This is a genomic window from Pseudomonas sp. M1, from assembly GCF_022760135.1.
Taxonomy (GTDB): Bacteria; Pseudomonadota; Gammaproteobacteria; order Pseudomonadales; family Pseudomonadaceae; genus Pseudomonas; species Pseudomonas citronellolis.
In genome coordinates this window covers 2,263,225-2,275,405 of the sequence record NZ_CP094343.1, presented here as the reverse complement: position 1 = coordinate 2,275,405, position 12,181 = coordinate 2,263,225, and the positions used below count along the sequence as shown (strand labels likewise).

General features: G+C 69.4%; 13 protein-coding genes. 3 read left to right on the top strand and 10 right to left on the bottom strand.

Annotated elements, in window-relative coordinates:
- Window positions 1–54: 54 nt before the first annotated feature.
- The 7 genes from PM1_RS10320 to PM1_RS10290 form a co-directional block, all read right to left on the bottom strand.
- Entirely contained in the window at window positions 55–867 is an 813-nt protein-coding gene (locus tag PM1_RS10320; protein ID WP_009618558.1) for a DUF4892 domain-containing protein, read from the bottom strand.
- A gap of 191 nt (window positions 868–1,058) precedes the next feature.
- The gene (locus PM1_RS10315; protein ID WP_009618556.1) at window positions 1,059–1,919 is read right to left on the bottom strand and encodes an alpha/beta fold hydrolase; all 861 of its coding nucleotides are present in this window, start codon (window positions 1,917–1,919) and stop codon (window positions 1,059–1,061) included.
- Complete coding sequence (locus tag PM1_RS10310) at window positions 1,916–2,728, bottom strand: alpha/beta fold hydrolase (protein WP_024128626.1); 813 nt, start codon at window positions 2,726–2,728, stop codon at window positions 1,916–1,918. Before PM1_RS10310 ends, PM1_RS10315 begins: the two co-directional genes overlap by 4 nt.
- Before the next feature lie 109 nt (window positions 2,729–2,837).
- Window positions 2,838–3,479 (bottom strand): LysE family translocator, encoded by a 642-nt coding sequence (locus PM1_RS10305; protein WP_009618552.1) that lies wholly within the window; start codon window positions 3,477–3,479, stop codon window positions 2,838–2,840.
- Between the two features lie 39 nt (window positions 3,480–3,518).
- A complete protein-coding gene (locus tag PM1_RS10300) occupies window positions 3,519–4,322 on the bottom strand; it encodes an AraC family transcriptional regulator (RefSeq protein WP_009618550.1) in 804 nt (267 codons plus the stop codon).
- A 271-nt stretch (window positions 4,323–4,593) separates the two neighbouring features.
- Window positions 4,594–5,022, bottom strand: a complete 429-nt coding sequence (locus PM1_RS10295; protein WP_009618548.1) for a hotdog fold thioesterase — start codon at window positions 5,020–5,022, stop codon at window positions 4,594–4,596.
- 17 nt (window positions 5,023–5,039) lie between these two features.
- Window positions 5,040–6,707 carry an AMP-binding protein gene (locus PM1_RS10290; RefSeq protein WP_009618547.1) on the bottom strand — a complete coding sequence of 556 codons (1,668 nt, stop codon included), beginning with the start codon at window positions 6,705–6,707 and terminating at the stop codon, window positions 5,040–5,042.
- Between the two features lie 195 nt (window positions 6,708–6,902).
- Between PM1_RS10290 and PM1_RS10285 the strand changes: the two genes are divergently transcribed.
- Window positions 6,903–7,394 (top strand): MgtC/SapB family protein, encoded by a 492-nt coding sequence (locus PM1_RS10285; protein ID WP_009618545.1) that lies wholly within the window; start codon window positions 6,903–6,905, stop codon window positions 7,392–7,394.
- Window positions 7,395–7,443: 49 nt separating this feature from the next.
- Here PM1_RS10285 and sixA read toward each other — a convergent pair whose 3' ends face one another.
- The 3 genes from sixA to PM1_RS10270 are packed head-to-tail and all read right to left on the bottom strand — an operon-like array spanning window position 7,444 to window position 9,291.
- Entirely contained in the window at window positions 7,444–7,908 is a 465-nt protein-coding gene (sixA, locus tag PM1_RS10280) for a phosphohistidine phosphatase SixA (protein WP_009618542.1), read from the bottom strand.
- Entirely contained in the window at window positions 7,905–8,231 is a 327-nt protein-coding gene (locus tag PM1_RS10275) for a DUF4389 domain-containing protein (protein WP_371921149.1), read from the bottom strand. Before PM1_RS10275 ends, sixA begins: the two co-directional genes overlap by 4 nt.
- 37 nt (window positions 8,232–8,268) lie before the next feature.
- The gene (locus PM1_RS10270) at window positions 8,269–9,291 is read right to left on the bottom strand and encodes an NAD(P)H-dependent glycerol-3-phosphate dehydrogenase (protein ID WP_009618538.1); all 1,023 of its coding nucleotides are present in this window, start codon (window positions 9,289–9,291) and stop codon (window positions 8,269–8,271) included.
- A gap of 197 nt (window positions 9,292–9,488) precedes the next feature.
- Between PM1_RS10270 and PM1_RS10265 the strand changes: the two genes are divergently transcribed.
- Window positions 9,489–11,417: an ATP-binding protein gene (locus PM1_RS10265; RefSeq protein WP_009618536.1), complete on the top strand. Its 1,929-nt coding sequence runs from the start codon at window positions 9,489–9,491 to the stop codon at window positions 11,415–11,417.
- Window positions 11,418–11,657: 240 nt separating this feature from the next.
- Window positions 11,658–12,173: a 3-hydroxyacyl-[acyl-carrier-protein] dehydratase FabA gene (fabA, locus tag PM1_RS10260; RefSeq protein WP_009618534.1), complete on the top strand. Its 516-nt coding sequence runs from the start codon at window positions 11,658–11,660 to the stop codon at window positions 12,171–12,173.
- Window positions 12,174–12,181: the final 8 nt, after the last annotated feature.

Here is a 12,181-nt window from a genome sequence, read left to right as displayed (position 1 = left end):
CGGTACGGCGACGGCAGCCGGGCACAGGGCGCGCCCAGCTTCAGCGTAGGCGAATCAGCGCAGCCAGGTCAGGTGCAGCCCGTCCCCTTCGCCGCTGCCCAGCTCCAGGCGGGCATCGCGCACGCCCTGGCCGGCCAGGGCGCTGCGCCAGTCGGCGGCGTGGGCGCCGGCCAGCTCGACGCGCACGCCGGTGTCCTGGCGCAGGGTGCGCACCAACAGGTCGAGCCAGGCGCCGCCGGGCTCGGCGGGCACGTGGCTGAGGGTCAGCTCGCCGTTGGCCTTGAGCAGGCGCATCAGGGTCGCGGCGCTGGGCAGCAGTTCGCCCAGGGCGCTGCCGGCGTCCAGTTGCTCGGCGTGCAGGTAGGCGCGGCGGTTGCCGCGGGTGATGGCGTAGACCGCCAGCAGGCTGTCCTGCTGCGGCGCGGCCAGGCGTACCAGCAGGTAGGCCTGCTGGTCGTCCGGGCCGTAGAGGCTGGATTTGCCGAACACCGCGTTGGCCAGCAGGCTGCTGGAGCCGCAGTCACGGCCCTCGCACCAGAACAGCGGGGTGGCGTCGGCCTTGAGCAGGTCCTTGCGCGCGGCGGCGAAGGCGCTGGCGCTGGAGTCCTCGTCGGGCAGGCGGTAGGTCAGCGCGGTGAGCTGGCCGAGGGCACGCGCCTCGCCTTCCATGCGCAGGCGCCCGCTGATGCGGCTGATCGGCCCCAGCGGGTAGACGCGCTCGGTGGCGGGGGCGCTGGTGAAATCGACGATCTCCGCCCTCGGGAAACGCGGCAGCGCATCGAGGTCGTGGCTGTCGGGAACATCGGCGGCGAAGACGCTGGCCGCGAGCAGCGAGCCCACCAGGGGCAGCAGGGAAAGGCGAGGCATGTCAGGCGTCGCACCTCCGTTGCGCACGCCGCGGGGCATGCACACCCGGGCCGCTGGAATCCTTGGGGCCGCCCGGCATGGCGGTGGCGAAGAGCTGAATCATGCAGAATCTCCCGACTGCGATCCATGCAGCGTCGTGGCAAGCCCCGCTTTAGTCAAGCGGGGTGCGGCAACGGGGTGTTTCCCCGCGCCTACTCTCCCAGGAACGGCTGGAAGATCGCCGCCACCGCCTGCGCCCCCGCTTCGTCGTCCAGGTGCAGGTGATGGCCGCCGGGCAGCTCGTGGACGTCGAAGGGGCGCCCGTCGATCAGCTTGCGGATGCCCGGCTCGGCAGCGAGCATGCCGCCCTGGGCCAATACCAGGCTGACCGGGCACTGCACGGCCTGGACGAAGCTCGCGGCGTGGGCGCGGGTGAAGCGCAGCGGCGAAGGCAGGGTCAGGCGCGCATCGCTGCGCCAGGTGAAGCCGCCGGGCACCGGCATCAGCCCGCGCCGGGCCAGCAGTTCGGCGGCTTCGCGGCTGACCGCGCCGACACCCTTCATGCGTGCCTCCACCGCGCGGTCGATGGCTTCGTATACCGGCTTGCGCTTGTTCGGCAGCGCCAGTTGCGCCTTCAGCGCCTCGCCCAGCTTGGCCGGCGCGCTGTCGGCCTCGCCGGTGTAGGGCACCAGGCCGTCGATCAGCGCCAGGCGCTCGATGCGCTCGGGCATGGCGCCGGCCAGCAGCACCGAGACGATGGCGCCCATGGAATGCCCGAGCAGCGAGAAGCGCTCCCAGCCCAGTTGCTCGGCCACCGCCAGCACGTCGTAGGCGTAGTCCCACAGCAGGTAACTGGCCCCGGGGGCGCGGTGCGCCGAGTGGCCGTGGCCGGCGAAGTCCAGGGCGACGATACGCAGCCCATCCAGCTTCGGCGCCAGGCGCGCGAAGCTCATGGCGTTGTCCAGCCAGCCGTGCAGGGCCAGCACCGGCTTGCCGTCCTCCGGGCCGAACAGGTGCGCGGCCAGTTCGATGTGCGGAAGGTTCAGGCGGATCTCTTCGACCTGGGCGCTCATGGGCGGGAATTCTCCTGTTCGGCGCGGCGCTGCCAGCGCTCGACGACCTGCTTGATCAGTTCGGCGGTGTCGCGCGGGCGCTCCAGCGGGAACATGTGCCCACCGGGCAGCGACAGGGCTTCGCCCTGCGGCGCCAGGCGCACCGCGCGGGCATGGTGCGGCAGCACCACCCGGCTGTGGCGGCCGCGCACCAGCGCCAGCGGCACAGCCAGGCGCCGCGGGCTGCCCGGCGCGGCATGGGGCACGTTGCGGTAGATGCTGATTTCGGTGGCCGGGTCGAACTTCAGGCGCAGACCCTGGCCGCTCGCGGCCAGGCCGTGGCGCACGTAGTCCGCCAGGCAGTCCGGGTCGAAACGGCGGAACAGCGACTTGCCGCCGAAGTAGCGCAGCGCCTCGTCGAAGTCGGCAAACGCCTCGCGCCGCCCCAGGGTGCGCCCGGCCGGGGTGATGCGGTCGATGAAGCCAAAGCGCTTGGCGGCGCGGATCACCCACTGGTCGGCGAAGGTCAGGGTCGGCGAGTCGAGCATCAGCACGCCGCGGTACAGCTCCGGGCGGCGCAGCGCGGCATGGTAGTGCAGCAGACCGCCGAGGGAATGGCCGACGCCCCACACCGGCGCGCCCTGGGCCTCCAGGTGGAACAGCAGTTCGTCCACCAGGTTCGCCCAGTTGGCGTTCACCGGGAAGCGCGGGTCGTGGCCGTGCATGTCCAGGTGGCGCACCTCGAATTCCGGCGCCAGGGCCTGGAACAGCTTGCCGTAGGTGGCCGAGGGGAAGCCGTTGGCGTGGGCGAAGAAGATCGCGTGGGACATGCCGGTGACCGCAGTGCTGATGACTGCGGAATTCTCCCCCAGGCCATGGCTGGCCACAATGGCCGGGCCCACTGCCGGCCAGGGCACTCCGGCCAAAAGCCAGGGCGCCTCAGAACTGCCGCGCCAGGCTGAGCGCGATGCCGCCGGCCACCAGCAGGAACACCAGGCCGCAAGCGCCGTCGATGACCGGCACCGCGCGCAGCAGGCGCTGCTGCAGCGCCGGGCGGGTGAGGGTCACGCTGAGCAGGCTGAACCAGGCGAAGCCGGTGCAGAACAGCATGGCCGCCACCGCCAGCTTGCCGGGCGCGGACATGTCCAGCGGGATCAGGCTGCTGAGCAGGGCGAGGAAGAACACCAGCGCCTTGGGGTTGAACAGGTTGGTGGCCAGCCCGCGCAGCCAGGGCCCCAGCGGCGAGGCCGGCAGCTCGCCGTCCAGGCGCCCTGCCCCGCCCGCGCCACGCCGCGACCAGGCGCGCAACGCGCCGATGCCAAGCCAGCCCAGGTAGAGCGCGCCGGCCCCCTGCAGCAGGCCGAACAACACCGGTGAGTGGCGCAGCAGCAGCGACACGCCGGTCAGCACCAGGGTGCCGTGGACCAGGATGCCGCAGGCCAGGCCCAGGGCGCTGAGCACGCCGGCGCGGCGCCCCTGGTGCAAGGCGGTGCGCACTACCAGGGCGACATCCGGGCCCGGGCTGACCAGGGCGACAGCGAATACGGCGGTAAGCGTCAGCAAGGCGTGGGCCTCCTGCATGGCGGGATTCTCCAGGGGAAAGTGAGTATCGGGGTGGGATCAGCGTTGGCGCAGGCGCGCCGGCGGCAGTCCGTAGGTGCGGCGGAACAGGCGGCTGAAGTGCGCCTGGTCGTAGAAGCCCAGGCTCAGCGCCACCTCGCTCAGCGGCTGGCCGGCGAGCACCCGCGGCAGGGCCCGCTCCAGGCGCAGCTGGGTCAGCCACTGGTGCGGCGGCAGCCCGCAGTGGTTGCGGAAGCGCCGCAGCACCTGCCAGGGGCTGAGGTCGCAGAAGGCCGCCAGTTCGTCCAGCGTCGGCGGGCTCTCCAGACGCGATTCCAGCCAGTCGCGCAGGCGTCGCCAGGTCGCGGCGTCGAAGCCCTGGCGCGGCTCGCGGATGCGCAGGCTGGAGGCATGCCCGAGCAGCGTGGCCAGGCCCTGCCAGAGCCGGCCTTCCTGTTCCAGGCGCTCGCCTGCGGCCAGCACCTGGTGCAGGCCGTGCAGTTGCTGCCGCAGCTGTTCGTCGCGCAGTTGGCTGGCCAGCAGCCGCGGCGTGCCCTGGCGGCCATCGCTGAGGCTGCGCGCGGCCTGCTCCAGCCACTGCGGCTCGATGGACAGCACGCGGATGCGGTAGCCGCCGTCGCCCTCGCTGGCGCCGTCGTGGATGCTTTCCGGGCTCATCAGCAGGATGTCGCCGCCACCGGCCAGGCAGCGTTCGCCGGCGTGCACGTAGCGCTGGCGACCGTCGAGCATCAGCCCGATGTGGTAGTCCAGGTGAAAGTGCCGGGGAAAGGCGAAACGGTGGTACTCGGCGTCGATGTAGCGCACGCCGGGCAGCCCGCTGCGGTGGTGTTCGATGCGTTCCATGGGCCTACTCTAGCGCCCGGGCGCCGGCAGGTCTTGGATAAAATTGCGCGGCTGGAAGGCGAATCGCGGACGGAGTCCGCTCCTACGGTCCGTCGTGAGGCATGGCGCTTCCCTGTAGGAGCGGACCTTGTCCGCGATAGCCGGACGTATCGGCGCGATTCGCGGATGAGATCCGCTCCTACGCCGCCCCACACGCGCCATTTCCTTGTAGGAGCGCGCCCTGCGCGCGATATCGCGGGCAGGGCCCGCTCCTACAGGTCTTGCGTATCGCCTAGCGCTCCAGCGGCACTATGGCCATGGTCAGCCGCGAGATGCAGCTGGGCTTGCCGTCGTCGCCATGCAGGCGGATTTCCCAGACGTGGGTGGAGCGGCCGAGGTGCACCGCCTTCGCCACCGCCGTCACCCGCCCGCTGCGCAGGCCGCGCAGGTGGTTGGCGTTCACCTCCAGGCCCACGCAGTAGTACTTGCTGGTGTCGATACACAGGTAGCTGGCGGTGGAGCCGACGGTCTCCGCCAGCACCACCGAGGCGCCGCCGTGCAGCAGGCCGTAGGGCTGGTGGGTGCGCGCATCCACCACCATGCTGGCGGTCAGCGAGTCGTCGTCCACCGCCTCGAAGCGGATGTCCAGGACCTCGCCGATGGTCTTCTTCAGGTTGGCGTTGAGCGCCTCCAGGTCAGGCGTAGTGCGCCACTGGCTCATGCATTCACTCCCGGCAGTCAGTCATGCCACTGCACCGCTTCGCGGCGCTCGGCCCATTCGTTGAAACGCGCGCCGTAGGTGGACTCCACCACGTTGCGCTTGATCTTCAGGGTAGGCGTGAGGAAGCCGTTGTCCACGCTCCACACATCCTTCACCAGCACCAGCCCGGCCAGGCGCTCGTGCTTGTCCAGCTCGCCGTTGACCTCCTCCACCAGCTGCCGCAGGCTCTCTTCCAGTTGCGAGCGCGAGCCGTTGGCGGCCTCCTGGCGGCCGACCTCGGACAGCACGCACAACCCCAGCGGCGCCACCAGGCCGTCGCCGACCACGCAGATCTGCTCGATGCGCGAATGCACCGCCAGGCGGTTCTCGATGGGCGCCGGGGCGACGTACTTGCCCTTGCCGGTCTTGAAGATTTCCTTGAGCCGGCCGGTCAGGCGCAGGTTGCTGTCGGCGTCCTGCTCGCCCTTGTCGCCGGTGCGCAGGTAGCCGTCCTCGGTGAGGGTCTCGGCGGTGCGCTCGGGGTCCTTGTAGTAGCCGAGCATGGTCGCACCGCTGCGCACCTGCACCTCGCCCTCGTCGCTGATGCGCACTTCCACCCCGGGGCTGGACTGGCCGATCCAGCCTTCGCGCTGCTTGCCCGGGCGGCACACATGGGAGTAGCCGCAGTTCTCGGTCATGCCGTAGACCTCCAGCACGCTCAGGCCCAGGCGCCTGTACCAGTCGAGCAATGCCGGCGGCACTGGCGCCGCGCCGCACAGGGCGTAGCGCACCGCGTCCAGGCCCAGGCCGGCGAGTACCTTGCGCCCGACCAGGCGGCCGACGATGGGCAGGCGCAGCAGGCGGTCGAGCTTCTGCGCCGGCATCTGCGCGTAGACGCCCATCTGGAACTTGGTCCAGATCCGCGGCACGCCGAAGAACACCGTGGGCCGCGCGCGGCGCATGTCGGCGATGAAGGTGTCCAGGCTGTCGGCGAAGAAGATCGTCTGCCCGGCGTAGATCGAGGCCATCTCCACGAACATCCGCTCGGCCACGTGGCACAGCGGCAGGTAGGACAGCAGGCGGTCCTCCTCGCCGACGCCGAACAGTTGCATGGCGTGGCTGGCGGCGAAGTCGAAGTTGGCGTAGGAATGCATCACGCCCTTGGGCGTGCCCGTGGTGCCGGAGGTATAGATGATGGTGGCGAGGCTGGCGGGATCCGGCAGCGGCACCTCCTGCAGCGGCTCGCAGGCCTGCAGGTCGTCCCAGCTATGGTCGAAGCGCCCTGCCGGATGCAGCGGCAGGGACACGCTGAGCACTTCGGCCGGCAGCCCGGGCGCCATCGCCGGCCAGTCGTCGAGCTTGCCGACGAAGGCAACCGCGGCTTCGGAGTGGCTCAGCACCTGGCGCGCCGATTCGGCGGTGAGGTTCGGGTACAGCGGCACCGAGACGTGCCCGGCCATCCAGATGGCGACGTCGGCGATGATCCAGTGCGCGCAGTTCTTCGAGATGATCGCCACGCGGCTGCCCGGCGGCAGTTGCAGGCTGCGCAGCCAGGCGGCTGCACGCCGCGCCTGGTCACCGGCCTCGCCCCAGGTGAGGCTCTGCACCTGGCCGCCCGGCAACGGCTGGACCAGGTAGCGCTTGTCCGGATGGCGCGCCTCGCGTTGCAGGAATTGCTCGAGCGGAGAACGAATTTCAGTGACCACATGCCCCTCCTTTTTTGTTGTTCTAGAGGTGTAGCGATAGATCAACCAAGCACTTGCTTGGTCGAATATTCCATGCGTCCTACAGACTGGCAAGAAGGGATATGTGAACTTTTGTAGGGAGATGCTTCAGCAGCGCATGGCGCGTCCGACGGCGAACTGCTAAAAGCAGCGGCAGGCCCCTGTGGAAAGCTGCCCATGCCGTTCATCACCGACAGCGCGCTGGCCGAGTTGCCGCTGCTGTTCAACCTGCTCTGCGCCACCCTGTTCGGCGGCCTGATCGGCCTCAACCGCCAGTTGCACCACCGCCCCGCCGGGCTGCGCACCCACGCCCTCACTGCGCTGGCCGCGGCGCTGGCGATCACGGTGATCCAGCAGTTGCAGCCGGCCACCGCGGATGCCGCCAGCCGCGTGGCCCAGGGCGTGCTCACCGGCATCGGTTTCATCGGCGCGGGGGTCATCGTCCACCACGAGCGTCGCTATCGCGTCGAGGGGCTGACCACCGCCGCGACCATCTGGGTCTCGTCGATGCTCGGCCTGGCCTGCGGCACCGGGCACGTGCTGACCGCCGCCGTCGGCCTGGCGCTGACCTTGCTGATCCTGGTGCTGGGCAACCGCCTGGAGCAGCGCCTGGCCGGGCGCGGGCCGAACGACGACGTCAGCCTGACGGACGACGACAAGCCGAATTGATGCGCAGAGCAGAAACGCCAAGGCCCCATGCGGGGCCCTGGCGGAACCGTCAACCGCGTCCGGGATGGTAGAGGGAAACCAGGGTCATCAACCCCGCCAGCGGCCCCTCGCCTTCCAGCTCGGCCAGGGAGGCGGTGGCCATCGGCAGCGCCTCGTCGCGGCTGCCGTGCACCAGCAGCCCGCCCAGGGAGCCGAGCAGCGGCTGGTGGCTGACCAGCAGCAGGTTGCGCTCGCTGCGGTTGTCGAGGAAGCGCAGCACGTCGCGCGGGTCGTCGTCCGGCGTCAGCCAGGGCGCGGTGCCCACCGCGCCGTCGAAGCCCAGCGCCTCACGCACCAGTTCGGCGGTCTGCTGGGCGCGCACGTAGGGGCTGGCCAGGATGCCATCCAGCGGGTGGCCGGCCAGGTGCCCGGCGCTCTGCAGCACTTCCTTGCGGCCGTGGGCGGTCAGTTCCCGCTCGGCGTCGCGGCGGGCCTGGGGCTCGGCCTGGCCGTGGCGCAGCAGCCAGATCCTCACAGCTTCGGTTCCTCGTCGCGCACCGGGTGCGGCGCCGGCGGCACGGCATGGGCGGCTTCGCCCTCGGGGGCGCGGGCGGCCGGCCAGTCGGCGAAGGGCCAGGGCTTCTCGTCGCTGTTGAAGGTGCCGAAGCGGCCGATCTGCGCCAGGTACTGGCTGAGGCTGTCGCCGAAGGCCAGCAGGCTGGCGCTGGGCGCGCCGTAGATGATGCGGTAGACCAGCTGCACCACCACCACGGCGCCGAGCAGCATCTGCGCGACGTACCACACCAGGGCGAACAGCAGCATCCAGAGGATGCGCAGGGCCAGGGATTCCTTGTTCATACGGTCGGCCAAACGATCAGCGGACATGGGTATCTCCTCAGAAGCCACTGGTGGGAATGAAGTCGGTGTCGGTCTTCGGCTCGCCGCTCATCAGCGCCTGGATCACCTGGGCCAGGGTGCGCCCGCCGAAGAGGATGGCGTAGAGCCCGGCGACCAGCGGCATGTAGACGCCCAGCTCGTCGGCCTTGGCCTTGAGCACCTTGAGGGTGTTCACCCCTTCGGCGGTCTCGCCCATGCGGGCGACGGCGTCGTCGAGGCTCAGGCCTTCGCCCAGGGCGAAGCCGACCTGATAGTTGCGGCTTTTCGGTGACGAACAGGTGACGATCAGGTCGCCCACCCCGGCCAGGCCGAGGAAGGTCATGGGGTTGGCGCCGAGCTTGACGGCGAAGCGCGTCATCTCCGCCAGGGCGCGGGTGATCAGCATGCCCTTGGTGTTCTCGCCCATGCCCAGGGCCGCGGCCATGCCGGCGATGATGGCGTAGACGTTCTTCAGCGCGCCGCCCAGCTCGACGCCGAAGCGGTCGCCGCTGGCGTAGACGCGGAAGGTGCGGCCGTGCAGCGCTTCCTGCACGCGGCTGCAGAGCGCCTCGTCCTCGCTGGCGACCACGGTGGCGGTCAGTTCGTGCTCGGCGATCTCGCGGGCCAGGTTCGGCCCGGAAATGACCGCGATGCGCGCGGCCGGGGCGATCTCCTCGAGAATCTGGCTCATCAGCTTGAAGCTCTGCGCCTCGATGCCCTTGGTCAGGCTGACCAGCGACTTGCCCGCCAGTTGCCCGGCGAAGGGCTCCAGCACCTTGCGCAGCGCGCTGGAGGGCACGGCGACGAAGATGAGTTCGCAGTCGTTCAGGGTCGCTGCGAGGTCGGTGACCGGCTCGACGTTCTCGTGGATGCGCACGCCCTTGAGGTAGCGCGGGTTCTCGCGCAGGGCGCGGATGCTCGCGGCCTGCTCCTCGTCGCGCATCCATTGGCGCACGCGTTGGCCGTTCTCCGCCAGCAGGTTGGCGAAGGCGGTGCCGAAACTGCCGCCGCCCAGCACAGCGATCGGTTGCTGCTCAGTCATGTCACTTCCATCACGGGCCGCACGCGGGCGGCGATTGGGGCATTATAAGGCGCCACCGCCAGGCGGCCAGTGCACATCGCACGCTGGCAAAGCGCCCCGCCTCGTTTAACATCCGTCCCCGTAGAAAACCGAGAACAGGGCCGTTCCGTGCACACCACGCACCATCGCCAGAATCGACCAGCCGCCGGAGAGGCACGATGACTCCGCGCAAGGGCTGGAACATCCAGAACCGCATGCTCGCCATCAGCCTCGGCCCCGCGCTGCTGCTGACCCTGCTGCTGACCGGCTACTTCACCTATTCGCGCCTGCAGGACCTGCGCCAGGAGCTCAACCACACCGGCCAGCTCATCGCCAACCAGCTCGCTCCGGCAGCGGAGTATGGCGTGCTTTCGGGCAACCTGCCGGTGCTGCAGAGCCTGCTGCGCACCACCCTGGGCACGCCGCACGTGCGCTTCATCGAGGTGCGCAACCGCAATGACGAGATCCTCGTCTACGCCGAGCAGCCGCCCAGCGACAACGGCCAGGTCGCGCCCAAGATCGAGGTGTTCCACGCCGCCATCCAGCGCGAGCACGTCGCCCCCGAGGTGCCGGGCGACGCCGCCACGCTGCGCCACACACCGGGCCGCCAGGACCAGCCGGCCAGCGACGCCGACTACCTGGGCCGCGTGGTGGTGGGCATGGCCAACGACGCCTTCAGCGAACGCCAGCAGGAAATCCTCTTCAAGGCCAGCCTGCTGGCCTTCTTCGCCCTGCTGCTGACGCTGCTGCTGGCCCGCCGCCTGGCGCAGCGCCTGGCGGCGCCGATCAGCACCATGGCCAATGCGGTGCAGGCGATCCAGACCGGCGACTACCAGACCAGCCTGCCGGTGCTGGACAATGGCGAGGTCGGCGACCTCGCACGGCACATCAACAACCTGGCGCGCGGCCTGCAGCAGGCCAGCAAGGAACAGGAGCGCACCATCGCCCAACTGGTGGCGGCCCGCGAGGAGGCCGAGCAGGCCAACCGCAGCAAGTCGGACTTCCTGGCGATGATGAGCCATGAGCTGCGCACGCCGATGAACGGTGTGCTGGGCATGCTGCAACTGCTCGAGACCACCGAACTCAACCACGAGCAGGCCGAATACACGGCGCTGGCCACCGAGTCCACCGAGCACCTGCTCAAGGTCATCAACGACATCCTCGACTTCTCGCGCATCGAGCGCGGCGCCCTGGAACTGGAGCGCATCCCCTTCAACGTGCTGGAGCTGATCCAGGGCTCGCTGCTGGCTTTCCAGCACAGCGCCCAGCAGCGCGGCCTGACGCTGCGCATGGACGTCCAGCCCGGTCTGGAGCACCTGGAGGTACGGGGCGATCCGACGCGCCTGCGGCAGATCCTGGTCAACCTGCTGGGCAACGCGCTGAAATTCACCGAGGAAGGCGCCATCCGTCTGGAAGTCCGCTGGCAGGCCCTGGACGATGAAGTGCTGTGGCTGACCTGCGCGGTCAACGACAGCGGCATCGGCATCTCCCCGGAACGCCTGGAGCACATGTTCGAGGCCTTCAAGCAGGCCGACTCGTCCACCTCGCGGCGCTACGGCGGCACCGGCCTGGGCCTGGCCATCGCCCGCACCCTGGCCGAGCGCATGGGCGGCACCCTGCAGGCATCCAGCGAGGAAGGCCTGGGCTCGACTTTCACCCTGGAGATTCCCCTGCCCTTCCAGGCGCGCAGCCTGGGCGCGGCCGAACGCGCCCTGCGCGCTTCGGAGCAGGCCACCGGCCAGTGGGTGCTGCTGGTGGAGGACAACCCGGTGAATCAAACGGTCATAGAAGCCATGTTGCGCAGCCTCGGCTATCGCGTCACTCTGGTCGGCGATGGCGCGCAGGCGGTGCGCACGGCAGAACGCAACGAATTCGATGCCATCCTCATGGATTGCCGCCTGCCGCTGCTCAACGGCTACGAGGCCACGCGACAGATTCGCGCACTCCCCGGACGCCAGCAGGTGCCGATCATCGCCCTGACGGCCAATGCCCTGCAGGGCGATCGCGAGCTGTGCCTGGAGTCGGGCATGGACGATTACCTGGCCAAGCCGTTCAAACGCGCCGATCTACAGAAAATTCTGCAGCGCTGGTTGACCTCCGGCCGTTGATCCGCGGGGCCTGTTCGCCCAAACTCGTGGGCCTGCGAGGCTGATCGGCAAAATGCACGCCCAGCTGGAGCAACGAGGCATCGAAAGAAAGTGAACAACCGTTCGCCCGGTGCTGTGACTTTAACCATCAGGCAATAGTCTATGACTAGGCTGCCGCAGGACGCCGCTACAAGAATGAGGCGCGCGGAGCCGCAGGACGACCGATTTCGCCCTGCCGTTCAGGATTTTTGAGGAGCTCGCATGACCAAACAACACGCCTTCACCCGAGAAGACCTGCTGCGCTGCAGCCGCGGCGAGCTCTTCGGCCCGGGTAATGCGCAACTGCCCGCCCCGAACATGCTGATGATCGACCGCATCACCCACATCAGCGACGTTGGCGGCAAGTATGGCAAGGGCGAACTGGTCGCCGAGCTGGACATCAACCCCGACCTCTGGTTCTTCGCCTGCCACTTCGAAGGCGACCCGGTGATGCCGGGCTGCCTGGGCCTGGACGCCATGTGGCAGCTGGTCGGCTTCTACCTCGGCTGGCAGGGCAACCCTGGCCGCGGCCGCGCCCTGGGTTCGGGCGAGGTGAAATTCTTCGGCCAGGTCCTGCCGACCGCCAAGAAAGTCACCTACAACATCCACATCAAGCGCACCATCAACCGTTCGCTGGTCCTGGCCATCGCCGATGGCAGCGTCAGCGTCGATGGCCGCGAAATCTACAGCGCCGAAGGCCTCCGCGTCGGCCTGTTCACCTCCACTGACAGCTTCTAAGGGTAATC